At 43.4% G+C, this 17,187-nt stretch carries 11 protein-coding genes; 3 read left to right on the plus strand and 8 right to left on the minus strand.

The window, feature by feature from the left end:
- Positions 1-35 precede the first annotated feature (35 nt).
- Together ACXAFM_RS02345 and ACXAFM_RS02350 are read right to left on the minus strand one after the other, a co-directional pair.
- Entirely contained in the window at positions 36-341 is a 306-nt protein-coding gene (locus ACXAFM_RS02345) for an excalibur calcium-binding domain-containing protein (RefSeq protein ID WP_474826554.1), read from the minus strand.
- Between the two features lie 162 nt (positions 342-503).
- Complete coding sequence (locus ACXAFM_RS02350; protein WP_474826556.1) at positions 504-1,349, minus strand: formate/nitrite transporter family protein; 846 nt, start codon at positions 1,347-1,349, stop codon at positions 504-506.
- Positions 1,350-1,658: 309 nt separating this feature from the next.
- Here ACXAFM_RS02350 and ACXAFM_RS02355 point away from each other — a divergent pair, with 309 nt between their 5' ends.
- Positions 1,659-3,794 (plus strand): methyl-accepting chemotaxis protein, encoded by a 2,136-nt coding sequence (locus ACXAFM_RS02355; RefSeq protein ID WP_474826558.1) that lies wholly within the window; start codon positions 1,659-1,661, stop codon positions 3,792-3,794.
- A 198-nt stretch (positions 3,795-3,992) separates the two neighbouring features.
- Here the strand turns inward: ACXAFM_RS02355 and ACXAFM_RS02360 are convergent, their stop codons facing one another.
- Entirely contained in the window at positions 3,993-6,896 is a 2,904-nt protein-coding gene (locus tag ACXAFM_RS02360; RefSeq protein WP_474826560.1) for a M16 family metallopeptidase, read from the minus strand.
- 331 nt (positions 6,897-7,227) lie between these two features.
- Between ACXAFM_RS02360 and lepB the strand changes: the two genes are divergently transcribed.
- Positions 7,228-7,887, plus strand: coding sequence for a signal peptidase I (gene lepB / locus ACXAFM_RS02365; protein ID WP_474833047.1), 660 nt, complete (start codon positions 7,228-7,230; stop codon positions 7,885-7,887).
- 448 nt (positions 7,888-8,335) lie between these two features.
- On the plus strand, positions 8,336-10,930 hold the full coding sequence (locus tag ACXAFM_RS02370) for a TonB-dependent receptor (protein WP_474826564.1): 2,595 nt from the start codon (positions 8,336-8,338) through the stop codon (positions 10,928-10,930).
- A 736-nt stretch (positions 10,931-11,666) separates the two neighbouring features.
- Here ACXAFM_RS02370 and ACXAFM_RS02375 read toward each other — a convergent pair.
- The 5 genes from ACXAFM_RS02375 to ACXAFM_RS02395 form a co-directional block, all read right to left on the minus strand.
- On the minus strand, positions 11,667-12,062 hold the full coding sequence (locus tag ACXAFM_RS02375) for an MAPEG family protein (RefSeq protein WP_474833050.1): 396 nt from the start codon (positions 12,060-12,062) through the stop codon (positions 11,667-11,669).
- A 149-nt stretch (positions 12,063-12,211) separates the two neighbouring features.
- On the minus strand, positions 12,212-12,856 hold the full coding sequence (adk, locus tag ACXAFM_RS02380; RefSeq protein ID WP_012519076.1) for an adenylate kinase: 645 nt from the start codon (positions 12,854-12,856) through the stop codon (positions 12,212-12,214).
- Between the two features lie 349 nt (positions 12,857-13,205).
- Positions 13,206-15,128 carry a molecular chaperone HtpG gene (gene htpG / locus ACXAFM_RS02385; RefSeq protein WP_474833053.1) on the minus strand — a complete coding sequence of 641 codons (1,923 nt, stop codon included), beginning with the start codon at positions 15,126-15,128 and terminating at the stop codon, positions 13,206-13,208.
- Positions 15,129-15,357: 229 nt separating this feature from the next.
- Positions 15,358-15,957: a recombination mediator RecR gene (gene recR, locus ACXAFM_RS02390; RefSeq protein WP_370243400.1), complete on the minus strand. Its 600-nt coding sequence runs from the start codon at positions 15,955-15,957 to the stop codon at positions 15,358-15,360.
- 5 nt (positions 15,958-15,962) lie between these two features.
- Positions 15,963-16,910, minus strand: coding sequence for a hypothetical protein (locus tag ACXAFM_RS02395; RefSeq protein WP_474833056.1), 948 nt, complete (start codon positions 16,908-16,910; stop codon positions 15,963-15,965).
- Positions 16,911-17,187: the final 277 nt, after the last annotated feature.

The raw sequence follows: 17,187 nt of genomic DNA on the forward strand, positions 1-17,187 counted from the left end.
GAGGGTCGCTTTCTTCTCAGTAAAACACCTAATAATTAGTCAAACCTGTTAAATTGACGCTCACATGGAATACCATCGTCATCACCATCCATTTTCGTATTAGGGCAATTTTTTAGAAAGTATTTTGCTTCTTCATACGACGTCATTTGACTGCAATATTGTCGTCCGTCGCACTTAAAAGAATTGCGCTCAGTTTGAGCAAAATGCTCTTGAGTAAGTAGCTCTTGAGTTGAAAGTTGATTTAGGTCCTGCTGATTATCTAAGTATTGGTGGCTGTTGTTTTCGAAATAAAGTTTCGCGCCAAAAGCAACGACTAAGATAAGTAATAGTTTATTCAACATAGTGTTTTTCGTCCCTGAATGATTCGCTTGCCTACTTATTTTGTTCTAAAAAGCGTGAACACTTTCATGCACTAATGACCGCTATTATTAACTAGGCATTTACTAAAATTGTGCAAAACGCTTAAGTCTACAGCTTTGAAATCCAATAGCCAATAGTGAAACTCAATCTTCTATCTCTCGTACTACCTGCCCATAAGCTAATAGTGCGAACAGTCCTGTTCCGCCAACGATATTACCCATCAGAGTTGCGCCTATTAACGCAGCCGTTTCGGCAATACTGATTTGCCCTTGCAGAGCCAATAGAAATAGTTCAGTCGAGCCCGCTATCACGTGCGTGAAATTTCCAATCGCAATTAAATAGGTGAAAATAACGATCATCAATATTTGAGAATGCTTAACCGAAGGCTTCATCCACACAATAGCGGCAATGATAAAACCAGACGTAATGCCGTATGAGAAAGCGTCTGACGGTGATAATTTAGCGTAGTGCTCAGATATGGCAGTCATTCCTTCAACGAGGTTGGGTGGAACTGCTTGCAAGCTATAGCTGAAAAACGCAGCCAAAAAGGTGCCGAACATATTGGCGGCGAAAACAATAAGCCACAAACGCGCAATGCAGGAGCCCATGTGTAAAGACGGCTTGCTTAACAACGGAAGAATGACCGAAAGCGTATTTTCAGTAAATAACTGTAAGCGACCAACAATCACCAGCACGAAACCAACCGTATAGCCCAAATTCTCAATAACAAACTGATTGGGGGTGTTTACAAAAAGCTGATGCAGAATGCCCTCAGCTAAAATAGAAAGCGAAATACCAATACCTGCTGCAACACCAGACCACCACAATGACATCATAGGACGCTGAAGTTCTTCTAACCCTTCCCTGTGGACAATCGCATACAAAGAAACTGAGTTTAAACTCTGATTATCTCTTACGTCTTTCTCTTCGGTATGACTAAGCGCCACGTCTTTACGTCGATCACCTGCTTCACTCTTTTTATCCGGCATCAGATTTGTCCCGCCCTTTAAATTGCTTACACATATTATTTCTACCAATAACTACGAAATTCACCGGTGCTTCCGGTCACATTCACACCAAAAAGGTATAAGATAAAATACCTGTGTATTTATGAAAAAACGCGTCATTGCATTCTTTACATAAGGTTTTACGTATAATAAGTGAGCATAATTATCAAAACATCCTACACTTAAGATCATTACGCTTTATAGAATTCTATGGAAAACGAATCCGCTAAAGCGTTCACATAAACGTTCCGCCATATGCGGGCTGCACATATTTTAGCTAAGTTATTATTCATGAAAAAAAGCTACTCCTTGTCGTCTAAACTCATGTCTGTCGTAGGCATACTCTTTATCTTGCTTGCTACGGTTTTTATTGGCGTAAGCTATGCGTTACTTAAAAGTACAGAGCGTAAGATTGATCAACATGTTAATTCAGAAGTTGTCGAACAAATAGAGAGGACAGTATCAGCAAAGGCGGCACAGTTTGCGGCACAAACAGAGGCCCTGCTCAACAGTGCCCACTACTTGCCAACTGCGCTTGCAACCCAGTTAACCTCGAGTATTGAAGCAAGCGACGAATTATCGTTAAGTAGAGAGCAGGCAGAGAGACTGGTTAAAAGTGTGCTAACAACGAATGTGACATCAAGTATGTACGCTCAGTTCGAGGCTAATTTGTTTGATGGCAAGGCAGCAGAAAACAGCAGCGGAAAGACCCATTCGACTCCCGGCATGGGAAGCTTTGAAGTCTATTTCATTCGCGGCGCTAACAATAAACCCGAACAGGTTTTGATTACCGACCCAACGCTTAAACATGACACTACCTTAGATGAATTTGGCTTCAGGGCTGCAGAGTGGTACTTGTGTAATAAGGAGACGCTCACACCGTGTGTATCTAACCCTTATAAATACGAAATCCGTGAAGGCTACAGCGAACTAATGACAAGCCTTACGGTTCCCGTCGTTGCTAATAATCGTTTTCGTGGAGTGGTAGGCACTGACTTAAACCTCCCTATTATCCAAAAACGAGCTGAAAGTCTAAAGGCATCGCTGTACAACGGTAATGCTGAAGTTTACGTTGTAAGCCAAAATGGATTAGTGGTTGCAGCAACGAGCGCAAAGAGTAAGTTAGCTCGTCCATTTTCTGAAGTATTTAGCGATGAAGCGAAATCAAGTCGCCTACTCAATGCCGACCAACAATCAGGGCTCTATGAAAGTGACGGTATGCTATATGTTTCACAAGACATATCGCTTAATGTGGCAAAGGTGAAATGGAAAATGATCGTTGGCGTTAATAAAACGAGTGCGCTGGCGCCAATCACTTCACTAGAGGCGATGATATCTTCGTCAGTAACCTCATTATTAACCACCCAACTAATTGTAGCGATAATATGTACCGCAATTGCTCTTGCTCTGGTTTTCGTGTTCACAAAAAGCATTATTCAGCCAGTGCGACAGGTCGCTCAAAGAATGGAAGAGCTTGCTGGTCAAGGTGGTGATCTGACCCAAGACATTCACGTGGACTCTCATGCTGAACTTATTCAGTTAAGCGAAGCGTTCAACTTATTTAAAGAAAGAGTACGTGAGTTGCTTGAGCAAGCAAAACAGTCGTGCGCTCAAGTTATAGCGCAAAGCGAACAAACACAAAGCCACACACAGAGCACGAATTCTTTAATTCAAGTACAACAAGCTGAAATTGATAGCGTTGTCACCGCTATTACTGAAATGTCGCAAACTGCTCAAGAGGTAGCGCGAACCGCCGCCGACGCCGCAAATAATGCGGATAACGCGACAAATTCTGTAAAACAAACGGAAAGTGAAATTTCTCAATCAACACATTCAGTAATAGAACTGTCGAGTGAAATGCAAAACGCATCGGACGCTGTACAAGCAGTCTCTCAACGAAGCGCTGACATCAAAAAGATCCTTGACGTCATTGGCGCGATAGCTGACCAGACCAACCTCTTGGCACTAAACGCAGCTATTGAAGCAGCACGTGCAGGAGAAAATGGAAGAGGATTCAGTGTCGTTGCTGACGAGGTGCGCTCTCTTGCTTCTAAGACAGCAGAATCGGTAGGTGAAATTGGTAGGGTGATTACAGCATTACAAAGCGAAGTTGATCACACGGTAACAACCATACACACTGGCAGTCAGAAAGCCGAAGGTGCAGCACAGCTTTCCCAGTCAGCCCTTGAAAAAATGCAAACCACGGTACTTCAAATAGGAGAAATCAGCGAGCGCATGACGCAAATGGCGGCAGCCGCTGAAGAACAGAGCCAAGTAAGTGAGGAGCTCAACAGAAACATGGTAGTAATAGGCAACGCTACATCTGAAGTATCCAGCAACTCACAGGCATCGGCAGAGAGTTCGAAGGCCATCTTTACCGCCGTTAGCACTTTGGAGCAGCTTTTGGCTAAACTGAAAACACAGTAGTACCCAGCGTTGATAGAACAACTAGCCTTGATGAGTGTTGGTTTCTGCGTTGAGCTGTAGCAAGTACAGCTTTAAAAAATATGCATAAAGGGCTAGCACTGTTTGGTGCGGGCCCTTTCTTTTGCATTCTATTTAGTAGGTTAGTTGAGGCAAGGTGAACAGCCTCTGTTCCGCTTACCCTTTTATTCCGATCGCCCTTTATTCCTGCTCAGCATTTAGCAGTATCGGCTTCCCGAGTCCAAGAGCCTCCAGACGTTCAAACTGCGTAGCTTTATCCCCAACAATTAAATAAATCATCTTATCTGGATGCACATAATCACGATATAAGCGTTTTATCTCATCAACTGTCAGCGCCTTCACCTCTGCTTCTTGCTTTAATACATAATCACTAGCAAAGCCAAAGTCACTGATTTCACCCACCATGTCTAGTTTGGCTCCAAGTGTTTCAAACGCACGGGCAGCTGATTTGAGAGTAAACCCCTTTGTAACAGCTAGATCTTCACTAGAATAACCTTTGTCGAACGACCTCAATATATCCATAACCGCTTGTGTCGCTTCAAGAGTCACATTTGAACGTACTGAGCTTCTGATAGTAAATTCACCTGAATACTGATCACTAGAGAAGGACGAACGAATACCATAGGTATACCCTTTATTTTCGCGAAGTTCTTGCATCATTTGAGAGGCAAAGCCTCCCCCGCCCAAACGATAGTTCATGACGCTGACCTTGTAGGCATCTTGATGGTTAACGCTGGGAGCTGAATGGCCAAAATACAGCACAGACTGTTTAGCATTAGGAACGTCGTAGAAAAACAGTTGCGCTTTTTTAGGTAGATCTGGCTCAGAAACCGCGGGTAACACTACTTTTTTACGTTCCCAACTATTGTTGAGCTTTGATAGTGCAGCGATAACGTCTTGCTGTTGAATGTCTCCTGCAACCCGCAGTTTCGCAACAGACGGAGACACGTTTTTGCGATAAAACACTTTCACGTCGTCGAGCACAATATTATTAACCGACTCAATGTCGCCGAGTGTGGTTTGAGCAAATGGGTGGTCTTTTCCGTAGAGCAGTGCTTTAAACTCAACTGAAGCTATTGCGTTGGGGTTTGCTTTGATTTGTGCAATCTGGTTTATCACATCGTCTTTCGCAAGATAAAACTCTTCTTCGTCAAAACGAGGGGAAAGCAACACTTCAGAAACCAACTCCATTAGCTTACCGTAGTGTTTAGAAAGTACGGTTCCTCTAATTGTAATATCAGTTTCAGAAGCGCTGGCCTCCAAAGTCGCGCCTAATAGTTCGATTTCCTGTTCAAGCTGTTGAGCTGTTTTGTTTGCAGTACCTTTAAGTAGCGTTTCGGCTACTAAGTTTGCTGTCCCCGTTTTATTTTCCGGGTCAAGCAGCATTCCACCTTCCAGCTTCAATTCGAAAGATACGAGAGGCACTTCGCTATTAGAGATACCTGTAATCTCAATTCCCGAGGATAACTCGCTTTGCCAAACTCTTGGTGGAGTAACATCTATGCTATCACCATAGTTAGGTTCCTGCGTGCGATCAAAAGTTGAGGGTGTCCGTTCAAATTCAGCGGCAATAGAAGCATCGAAGTTCTCTTCTGCGCCCGCCACAATCTGCTCTTCAACAACGTTGGCTTTTGTCGAACCGCTCAACACTAAATCCTGCTCACCTTGAGGTACAAAGCTTGTCGCAACAAAAGGTTTATCTTTAATGTAGGCGTTATACACACGCATTACGTCTTGCTGCGTAACCCCTAATATTTTTTGAACGTCTTGGCTTATAAACTCTGCACCACCTGCAAAAATTTCGTATTGTGCTAACTGAAAGCCTTTACCTAATACGCTTGAGAGTCCCTGATAAAATCCCGTTTCCTGCCCAGCTTTTATTCGCGCTAAATCATCTAAAGAAATACCCTCTTTTTCAAATACTGCAAACGCTTCGCTTATGCTCTGTGCAACATCATCTAAATTCACGCCGTCAAACGCCATAACTTGCAGTTGCAATTGGCCCGCTATCTCCGCGTCATACCCGTAAAGATAAACATTACTGGTAAGTTTCTTTTCATCAATAAGTACTCTGTTCAGCGGCGCATTCTTGCCCTCGCTTAGGTATTGAGAAAGGACTTGTAAGGCGTAATAGTCATTATGATATTCGGGTACGGTAGGCCACACCATGGTGAGCAGTGGTGCCTGTGCAAAGTTATCAACATGAAACCGTTTTATCGTGTCTGTAAGCTTTGCGGGTTGCGGCGGTAGTTTATCGATCCGCTGACCTGCGGGTATTTCATCAAAGTACTTTTTGACCCATGTCTTTGTTTGAGTAACATCAATGTCGCCAGCGATAGTTAGGACCACATTATTAGGCACGTACCACGTGTTAAAAAACGCTTTTACATCGGCAAGCGTTGCACTCTGTAAGTCTTCAAGTGAACCGATAACTTGCCAACTATAGGGGTGCCCTTCAGGGTAAAGGTTCTTATCAATAACATATTGGTTGTGCCCGTAGGGGCGATTATCAACCCCCTGGCGTTTTTCGTTTTTTACAACCTGCTTTTCTTTAGCAAGTACGGGCTCGGTTACTGTGTTAATGAAGAAGCCCAGTTTGTCAGCCTCTGCCCAAATCATTTTCTCTAATGCATCTGCAGGTACTGTTTGGTAATAATTGGTGCTGTCGCGACTAGTAGAACCATTTGCACCTGAGCCCCCAATTCTGGCGCTCAATTTATCTAACCCGCCTTTCCCCAAGTTCTCTGATTCAAGAAAAAGCAGGTGTTCAAATAGATGGGCAAAACCTGTTCGGCCTTGTATTTCTCGAGCAGAGCCAACATGGGCAGTCAATGCGACAGCCACCACGGGGTCTGACTTATCGACGTGAAGCAATACGGTAAGTCCGTTATCTAATGTAAATCGTTCATAGTCGACGTTGAATGAAGAAGCGCTCTGAGATTCAGCATTAGTTGCTTCAACGGAAACTGGCTGATTTTTATCTAAGTTGCGAGCGGTGTAGGTACATCCTATCGACATTGCACTTAGTGCACTCACAGCAACTGCAGCATATATTCGTTTTCTATTTTTTATTCTTGAACGCATCGTTCTTATTTCTTCACTAACCAAAAGTGTAAGAAATAGCATAAGTGCGCTGGCAGTGCACGAGATTAGGATAAGCCCGAACGCGATAACAAGGTAAATCGTAACCGCGACGCTTTTATAGAACACTCATGAAAACTAATTAAGCACATGATTTAATGAAATATTTATTTAGAACATTGAATAAAAAATATAGAAATTGATCTCAGTTTAACCATTCAAAGACACAGTTAGTTACATTTTCCAAATCGTGAAGTGGAACAAACGGGCTTGAATGCCCTCTACACAAAAAGAAAAGTAACACTTAAAAAGCCTTTGAATAAATCTGCGAGTTATGAACAGCGAGAGCCCGATTTTGAAACACATTAAACAAAGCGTGAAAAACAATCTGCCTTTTATTTTATTTATCGTTTTGCTTTTTTCTTTTAGAAGCAGCGTAGCCGACTGGTATCATGTTCCCAGCGGCTCTATGGAGCCAACTATAAAGGTTGGGGACCGAGTGGTTGTCGATAAATCGGCATACACACTAGAACTTCCTTTTACCGATGTTGTAATTGCGCAAACTGGCGATATCAAACGCGGCGATATCGTTATTATCGACAGCAATGCAGCTAGTACAAGGCTCATTAAGCGAGTCATTGCTGTTGAGGGTGATAAGGTTGAACTAAAAAATAACCTCCTTTTTATAAATGATGAAAAAGCAGAATTAACCCTGACAAAGGGCCAGATTTATTCCGAGTACATCCTTGGGCACAACCGCACTATTGCGCTTAATCCAATACCGAGCGCTGCAAAAAGTTTTAATGTAGTTACTGTGCCGAAAGCGCATGTTCTTGCTATGGGTGACAACAGAAACAACAGCGTAGATTCTCGCTACTACGGTTTTATTCCAATTAAAGAGATTCAAGGTAAAGCGACGTCTGTGGCGTTTTCTGTAGATAAAAACAACATGTATTTACCCAGAAAAGATAGGTTTTTTACTGCGCTGAAATAGGCCGGTTGGGTGCATCTATCCTAATTTTTATTATCTGACGACCTTTACTTGCGTTCAATTTAGCATCACCAACAAGCTGGTCAGATCTGTAAATACAACTAAGTTCGCGCATATAAAGATAAATGTAGACTTATTGGATAACCTTTAAATTATTACAAATCATAAGCCTGTGTTGGCGTATTCCTCTGCAATTAAGAAAAGCCTTATGCAAGGCCAAAAAGCTTATAATTCAAAGTTTAGGTGCTATTTCACCTTCACTTCCCTCATCTGAAATTGCACAAAATTAACGCAAAAAGTAAGTCTTCCTTTACACACTTTGTAACTAAGTGTCACATCTTTCGCAACTTCCCCTATTGCAACTTTAGTATTAGGAGTGCTATTCATAAAATTGCAACATGTTATGTTGCAAAAACACACAGCAAGTAAAATGGACAATAAGGAAATAACAATGAAACAAGGTCGTAAAGTAAGTGCAATTGCAGTGGGATTAGCACTTTCAGGAATAACCTCTCTTTCTCCTGCGTATGCACAGCAAGCTGACGAAGAAGCAGCCAACCTTGAACGAATTGCAGTTACCGGTTCTCGTATCAAGCGCACAGATATGGAAGGCCCCTCACCTATTCAATCAATTGATGCAACTATGATTGAAGGCATGGGTTATGAAAACCTACAGCAACTACTGGAGCGCATGCCCGCTACCGGCGCAGGAACCTTTTCAACGCGTAACAATAGCCAAGACTCAACCGCAAATGGTGCGGCAGCAGTTTCGCTTCGCGGCATGGGCCCTGACGCGACACTGGTGCTAATTAACGGTCGCCGGGTGGCAATCAGCGCGTTCGCAGAAAGTATCACTAATTCATTTGTTGATATTAACTCTATCCCAGTATCTGCTATCGAACGTATCGATATCCTAAAGGATGGTGCATCGGCTATTTATGGCTCTGATGCGGTAGCAGGTGTAGTTAACGTTGTGCTTAAAAAAGACTATGAAGGTCTTGAAATCAACGCGGGCTATGGCGGCACCACAGGCCCAAGCTATGATGAGACCACAGCGAGCATCCTATGGGGTTCTCAAAGCGAAAAAAGTAGTGCCACAGTAATCATCGACTACTTTAACAACAGCACGCTTGGTGCTGACGAAATGGGTCGTTTCGGTACGGCTAATCAGTCACCGTATGGCGGAATGGATTTTCGTTCATCACGAGGCTATCCAGGATACTTTTATGTAGACGGTGTTAAAACAATCGATCCAGACTGCCCAGAAGATAGCGCAACCGCATCTGGCAGCTGCTTGTTTGACTATGGACCTTTCGGTCTTACTATCCCCGCTTCTGAGCGTGTAGGCTTTATCGGCCAGTTTGATTACAAAATTGGCGATGAAACCACCGCGTTTATGGAAGTGGCTATGCAGCACAACACCTCTGAGGCAGGCGGTGCGGCAACGCCTCTTGACGAAGACGCAGGCCTAACCGTTCCAGGTACTCACCCAGATAACCCGTTTGGACAAGACATTGAAATTGGTCGCTACCGCCCTGTTGACGCTGGCGCTCGCCGTTGGGATATCGAGTCTGACACCCTTCGTTTGGTAGCAGGCCTTCGCGGTACATTCAATGACTATGATTGGGAAGCATCGGTACAAAAAGGCCGTAGCCGTTCAGAGCAAAGTGGTGACCAATCACAGGGCTGGGTTCGCGTTGATTGGTTACAAGAACAAATCGATCTTGGTAACTACAATCCGTTTGGCGGTGTAACCAATCCGCAAAGCGTTATTGATGAAATTACCACCAGCCTAGTGCGTCGTGGTGAATCTCGCATGACGAGTGTAGATGCACACATTACGGGCGAAGCCTTTGATTTTGGTGACGACGTAGTCATGATGGCGGCAGGCGTTGAATATCGCGAAGAGCAGGTATCTGACGTTCCTGATGTACAGTTCCAACGCGGCTTAATTTTTGGGACGGAGTCAGTATCAGCTTCAGCAGAACGCGACCAGTACGCGGCATATTTGGAGCTTTCTATTCCTTTGGCTGACGAGCTAGAACTTCAATTAGCTGGCCGCTATGACCACTACAGTGACTTTGGCAGCACCACCAATCCTAAAATTGCGCTGCGTTGGGCGCCAAGCGATGAAGTAACAGTACGCGGTTCATGGGCACAAGGGTTTAGAGCCCCTTCTCTTGCACAAGTTGGTCTTGGTCCATCGCAGAAAAGTGTATTCTTTGTAGACCAATATCGCTGTGAAGCAACTGGCCAAGATTGTGAATCGCTAGACTACAATATCGAGTTTGCGGGTAACCCTAACCTAGATGCCGAAGAGTCAGAATCGTGGAACGTGGGTGTTATCTACGCACCTATTCAAGAGCTCGGTTTGAGTATTGACGTTTGGAGCATCACCCAAGACAACAAAATTGACGAACAGCAGTTCGGTCTTGTTTACGATGCAGAATGTAATAACCAAGACAGCACGATATGTGTTCGTTTAGATCCACAGCAAGGTGAGTCGCTAGGTGTTATTCAGAAAATTTTTAATACTTATCAGAACGTATCGTCACAAGAGGCGTCGGGTGTAGACTTCAGTGCAAACTACAGCATGGAGCTTCAAGAGTACGGTAACGTGCGCTTTAACCTAGATTGGTCTTACATGAACGAGTTTGAAAAAGACGGCCTAGAATACACAGGCGAGTACGGTTATCCAGAGCATCGTTGGTTGTTCGGTACAACATGGTCAAAAGGCGCGTTTGATGCGAACCTAAACATCAGCTTTATTGGTGAGTTTGAAGATACGCCGGACATCAATTTCGACGGTGTACTAGATTTTGAAGAAAATACGTCTAGAACAGTAGATTCTCAAATGCTGGTTGATTTGCAATTTGGTTATAATTACAGCGACAATCTTCGCTTAGTTATTGGTTCAAATAACCTGCTAGATGAAGAGCCACCATTTGCTATTGGTGATGGTGATAGCGATCTTTACGGTTACGTAGGTAGCGTACATAACCCGCGTGGTCGCTTTGTTTACTCGAAGTTAACTTACCGCTTCTAAAAGTAGTTTAAAAGATAAGGCGCTCGCTGCATTTTTTGCCACGAGCGCTTTTTTATCTGCTGCTCAGTAAAACAGAAACCCACAGAGAGCCGTAGTAAGCCACGCAAGAATAACAGGCAAAGCGATCATCACGTATACCAGTATCTCGGAGCCTAATGTTTCGGCTTGCCAAGCATCCATCATCTTTACGTTGAATCTTAGCTTTTAACATTATTATTTACCCCCACTCTCTAGCTCTGTCCTTGCCTAGAAAGCATCGGTCATTGTGAACCTCTGTTTTCCTATTAGGATTACTCGTCAGTAGTTTCTTCGTACTGAGAATCAACAGCGTTGCCTATCGCACCACCGCCGGCTATAGCCGCGCCATAAACGCCTCCAACGGCTCCTGCGAAAGCACCTATAAGATTAGCAATCCATGATCCGCTGGCCTGTTCTAGCTCGTCTTGTGAAAGCTCGTAATCATTTAAATTAATGTCTCTTTCCGTGATTTTTCCTTGCAGTTGTTATGTTAAAGCTCTACCAACACAACCATTCTCTTGAAATGCAAATGCGTTGACTAAAACACTATATCTATAAACATTAGAAAAAAGACCTGTTCTCTATACCTGATTATCAGACATTTTTTGACTATGCGTTTGTATTAAAAACTCCAACCTCAGTCTACTTAATATTTTCCATAAAAAATGCCAGCTTTTAGCTGGCATTTGTATAAACGAATCTGCGGCAGATATTGAACTTACATACCAAAGTGAATAAGCACTAGGTTACCAATAGCTGCACATAGCATAGAAAGGAAAGTCAGTATCATACCCGCGAAGCGCTGCCAACTTACGCCAGAGTGGCGGCCCAGGCCGTAAGCATGTAAAACGCGACCAAATAGTAAAGCACTTCCTAAAGCATGAACAGCCCATATCTGGCCCGTATTGGCTTCAAAGCAAGCAATCATGATAAGCGTAATAGGTACGTACTCACTGAAATTACCGTGGGCTCTCGCTAAACGACCAAGATCTTCGTGACCACCATCGCCGATACTCACTTGGTGACGACGTCTCGCACCAATAACTAAAAACGACAGATACAGGTAACAAATACCCAATAGGCTGGCATAAAACGCCGTGATTGGTAAAACCATGGTCTACTCCACATGTTATAGTTATAGCGCGTAATTTTAATCAGTTATTACATCGTACGTTCATTAGAAGCTATTAAACGTTATCCGCTATTAAGTTACAAGCAACAAAAAAGGCCGCCTAAGCGACCTTTTGTTGACGTAGTTGGCAATTAACCTAAACGTTCAGCAAGTTCAGCACTCACTTCTTCAACTGGGCGTGTACCGTCAAGCTTGTGGTACTCACAGTTTCCAGCTTCCGCTTCAGCGCTGTAGTAGTTCACAAGCGGCTTGGTTTGCTCATGGTAAATTGCAAGGCGTTTGCGAACAGTTTCTTCTTTGTCGTCGTCACGAACAATTAGATCATCACCTGTTTCATTGTCTTTACCTTCCACCTTAGGCGGATTGTAAACGACGTGATAAACGCGGCCTGATGCTGGGTGTACGCGACGACCGCCCATACGCTCAACAATTACGTCATCAGGGACGTCAAACTCAATACAGTGATCAACAGAAACACCTGCTTCTTTCATTGCATCGGCTTGCGGAATAGTACGAGGGAAACCGTCTAGCAAGAAACCGTCTTTGCAGTCATCTTGTGCTATACGCTCTTTTACAAGGCCGATGATAATCTCATCAGACACTAGTTTACCTTCATCCATTACACGCTTAGCTTCTAGACCTAGCTCTGTACCTGCTTTAATCGCAGCACGAAGCATATCGCCTGTTGAAATTTGTGGAATGCCGTATTTGCCCATCAAGAACTGAGCTTGTGTGCCCTTACCCGCGCCAGGAGCGCCGAGAAGAATGATTCGCATGAGTGCGTTCTCCGCTTATGATTTTTGAACTTTTTACTTCGGGCACTTTACACATTCAACACTGTAGTGACAAGTGTAAGGAGTACCGTAAAGTTAATCTTAAGACTAATGGCGAATATATGTTCAGCTTATAGGCACTTTTATAAATTCCAGCCTATGTCTGTTGGCCAGATGCCCCGCGATTCGTCTTTTTAAGAATGTGAATTCTAAGAGTCTTAAGTGATTAACTTGAAAACTTAAACTGCCAAAATATAGCACATTAAAGTGGACAAACTTACTTTTGTTATGGGTAGTAACAAAAAAACGGGCGATACGCCCGTTTTTAAGTATAAACCCGCTGTCTACCTGCTTATTTTGCCAATTTCATTAGCAATGTGTTCAAGTTCTGAACAAACGTAGATGGGTCTTTCAAACTGCCCTGCTCTGACAATGCAGCTTGGTCGAACAATACACCAACCCATTGATTGAATAGCTCTTCATCTTGCGTGTCGGCAAGCAGTTTAACTAAGCTATGTTCTGGGTTCAGTTCAAAGTGATACTTCACGTCTGGCACGGTCTGGCCAGCCGCCTGCATCAACTTCATCATCTGTGTAGTCATGCCATTGTCGTCGGCAACAATAACAGCAGGAGAGTCAGTAAGACGGTGCGTAAACTTAACGTCTACAACTTTGTCACCTAGTGCTGTTTTCGCTCGCTCTAGTACGCCTTCTACTTCTTTTTCTGCTTCTTCTTGTGCTTTTTTAGACTCTTCGTCTTCTAAATCGCCTAAGTCTAAGTTTCCTTTCGCGATAGAAACAAATTGTTTCTCGTTAAACTCAGTTAGGTGAGACATTAACCACTCGTCAATGCGCTCGCCCATTAGCAATACTTCGATTCCCTTCTTGCGGAAAATTTCAAGATGCGGGCTAGACTTCGCCGCTTGAAGGCTGTCTGCGGTCACGTAGTAAATCTTATCCTGACGTTCTTTCATTCGCTCAATATAATCAGCTAATGAAACTGTTTGTGCGTCAGATTCTCCGTGGGTAGATGCAAAGCGCAATAGACCAGCGATCTTCTCACGGTTACTGAAGTCTTCCGCTGGACCTTCTTTTAGTACATTACCAAACTCATTCCAGAACGACTGATACTTTTCACTGTCATTCTTCGCCATTTTCTCAAGCATTTGTAGAACGCGCTTGGTACAACCTTGACGTAGTGCTTGGGTAATCTTGTTGTCTTGGAGAATTTCACGAGACACGTTTAGCGGAAGGTCGTTGCTATCAAGCAAACCTTTAACAAAACGCAGGTAGGTCGGCATAAACTGCTCTGCGTCATCCATAATGAAAACGCGTTGAACGTAAAGTTTAAGACCGTGGTTTTGGTCGCGATTCCACATGTCGAAGGGCGCTTTAGAAGGAATGTAAAGTAAGCTGGTATATTCAGTTTTACCTTCTACTTTGTTGTGCGCCCAAGCTAGCGGATCTGCAAAGTCGTGAGAAATGTGCTTGTAAAACTCGTTGTATTCTTCATCACTAATATCAGACTTTTCACGAGTCCACAGCGCGGTAGCTTTGTTAACCACTTCCCACTCACCAGGCTGAGCTTCGATTTTCTCGCCATCCGGACCTTCACTCTCAGGCACTTCATCTTTCCACATTTGTACAGGAATGCTGATGTGGTCTGAGTATTTGCTTACAATTGAGCGTAGACGCCATGTATCGGCAAATTCTTTTTCGTCTTCGCGAAGGTGAAGCGTAATTTCTGTACCGCGAGTAGGCTTGTTGATTTCGGCGATAGTGAACTCACCTTCACCGTCTGAAACCCATTCAACACCAGTAGATGCATCGGCACCAGCCGCACGAGTGCGAACAGTAACTTTGTCTGCAACAATAAATGCTGAGTAGAAACCTACGCCGAACTGACCAATAAGCTGGGAGTCTTTCGCGCTATCGCCAGAAAGCTTGCTAAAGAAATCTTTAGTACCAGATTTTGCAATGGTACCTAAGTTGGCAATGACTTCATCACGAGTCATACCAATACCGTTATCGGTAATCGTAACTGTGTTCGCTTCTTTATCAACGCTAAGTTTGACGTTTAATTCACCATCGTTTTCATAAAGGCTGTCATTTTCTAATGCGCGAAAGCGCAATTTGTCCGCGGCGTCTGCTGCGTTAGAGACAAGCTCGCGTAGAAAAATTTCTTTGTTTGAATACAAAGAGTGAATCATCAGTTGAAGAAGCTGTTTTACTTCTGTTTGAAAACCGTGGGTTTCTTTGTGGGCTGCTTCAGCCATAATCCAATATCTCCTCGTTGAATGGATCACGTTTGATGTTAAACAGGTAAGGTCACTCAACGCACTTTTCAACATTTAGAACGAAAATTTATTTTCTATTCGCAAACTTTTTCGAGAAAAGGTATACACCGCTTATTTAACGAGCGAATTGGCAGGAATTAAATTGGAAATGGATGAGCGATTTTAAGAAAAAGAGCGTTTTGTGTGCTCAAAACGCTCGATATGTTACTCACAGCTTGCGGCGACCCGAAAAAGCGTGGGTAAGTGTATTACCGTCAATGTATTCAAGTTCTCCACCAACCGGTACACCATGGGCAATACGAGAGGCGTCGACATTGTGACTTGTACATAGCTGAGCAATGTAGTGCGCCGTAGCTTCACCTTCTACGGTGGGGTTTGTAGCTAAAATAACTTCATTTATCCCACCAGCAGCTAAGCGTGTTTCAAGCTCGGTTAAACCAATTTCCTCGGGGCCTACGCCATCAATAGGCGACAAATGCCCCATTAATACAAAATACTGGCCTTTGTAACTGAGCGTTTGCTCTATTGCTAAAACGTCTTGAGGGCTTTCTACGATACACAACAGCCCGCTAGCTTCTCTTTCTGGGTGACGGCAAATATCGCATAGTTCATCTTCGGTGAATGTTCTGCAGCGTTTACAATGGTGAATGTGCTCCATGGCATTGTGCAATACGTTGCTTAAATCGATAGCGCCTGTGCGATTTCGCTCTAATAGGTGAAATGCCATTCGCTGAGCGCTTTTGTTTCCAACACCGGGAAGGCAGGTTAATGCCTGTATTAGTTCTGAGAGTAGCGGGCTGAACTTCATAATATTTACTGCTTAGGTACTTGTTCGGTTTGTTTCGGGCTTTCGCGATATTTAATCACGTTACGCTTCACTTGGTCGAGTTTAACTTCGTATACATTGCCGCCGAATAGGCCTTTGTATTCTTCGTCAGTGAACACGAGGGTGTTGTCATCATAGAAAGTGACCGCCTCTTTTTGTGTTACCACACCGAGATCGATACGAGATACATCGCCACTAAAAAAGTTATCGCCTTCAAAGTTTTCAAAAAGCCACAAGCTTGTTGAATCTAACAATACAAGCTTTGTTCTATCAGGACTGATTGCAGCAGAGGTGATCCAGCATAGCTTCTCTAGGGTAGTGCAGGTTTTGAACTCACCTACTAGCTGTGCATCGAAGTTGGCAGCATGATCGCCCACTTTGTAAAGCTTCGTAATGCCATCAAAAGGCTTAGTTCTATTTTTAGTGAATAAATACAAATTACGTTTGTACTCTACAAAGGCTTCGAGATCGTAGTTTTTGTCTTTGGGCTTCACTTTGCCTTTACCCATTTCTGGATAGGTGAACTTTATAATCTCTGCTTCAGTGGTATCACCTTCAATGTCAATGGGGTTTTCGATTTTATAGATAGTGAGCCAGCGGCGTTTATTGTCGTTGTTGCCAAAGTCTCCTAGAAAAAAATGACCAAAACTATTTTGCGTCATGTCTTCCCAATCAACGTTTTTCGCGTTTGAAACCGTCACCTCTCTTTCGATGCTGCCATCTTTGTTCAGCATGTATAGGATCGGACCGTCGCCACTATCGTTGATAGCCCATAGCCTTTTGTACTTGTCGAACTCTATTCCGGAAATTTCCTTGAGTTTTGGATCTACCGTGACCGTTTTCATTTTAAACAGTTCGTGAACACTCATAAAAAACAGCACGGCTGCGATAGGAAGCAAAAGAACCGTGGTGATAACTAAGCCTTTCCTTAGCACTACAAACCTCTATTTGGGGTGATTGGTTTTCCGTCATCCCTGCACATTTTTTAGGATGAAGCCTGTCTGAACGCTGCAGGGAATAAGAATCAATAATATAACGAACCAGGTCAGATTAAGGACCACTTCTAAGCGAATGAATATTTTAGTGCGATAGATACACTTCTGTCGACGTAAAATAGTGCTTGAAACACCTTTAGCGTTAACAAATATCAAAGAAACGTAGAATGTTACAGAAGAGAAACAAAAATAGCTGTACTTGCTCAACTAAACGCTT

It is taken from the genome of Alteromonas sp. ABD4_190, assembly GCF_056160105.1.

Bases quoted from the DNA above. Each gene is read 5' to 3' on its own strand.
- ACXAFM_RS02345 (WP_474826554.1), bottom strand. From the start codon at position 341: ATGTTGAATAAACTATTACTTATCTTAGTCGTTGCTTTTGGCGCGAAA.
- ACXAFM_RS02350 (WP_474826556.1), bottom strand. From the start codon at position 1,349: ATGCCGGATAAAAAGAGTGAAGCAGGTGATCGACGTAAAGACGTGGCG.
- ACXAFM_RS02355 (WP_474826558.1), top strand. From the start codon at position 1,659: ATGAAAAAAAGCTACTCCTTGTCGTCTAAACTCATGTCTGTCGTAGGC.
- ACXAFM_RS02360 (WP_474826560.1), bottom strand. From the start codon at position 6,896: ATGCGTTCAAGAATAAAAAATAGAAAACGAATATATGCTGCAGTTGCT.
- lepB (WP_474833047.1), top strand. From the start codon at position 7,228: ATGAACAGCGAGAGCCCGATTTTGAAACACATTAAACAAAGCGTGAAA.
- ACXAFM_RS02370 (WP_474826564.1), top strand. From the start codon at position 8,336: ATGAAACAAGGTCGTAAAGTAAGTGCAATTGCAGTGGGATTAGCACTT.
- ACXAFM_RS02375 (WP_474833050.1), bottom strand. From the start codon at position 12,062: ATGGTTTTACCAATCACGGCGTTTTATGCCAGCCTATTGGGTATTTGT.
- adk (WP_012519076.1), bottom strand. From the start codon at position 12,856: ATGCGAATCATTCTTCTCGGCGCTCCTGGCGCGGGTAAGGGCACACAA.
- htpG (WP_474833053.1), bottom strand. From the start codon at position 15,128: ATGGCTGAAGCAGCCCACAAAGAAACCCACGGTTTTCAAACAGAAGTA.
- recR (WP_370243400.1), bottom strand. From the start codon at position 15,957: ATGAAGTTCAGCCCGCTACTCTCAGAACTAATACAGGCATTAACCTGC.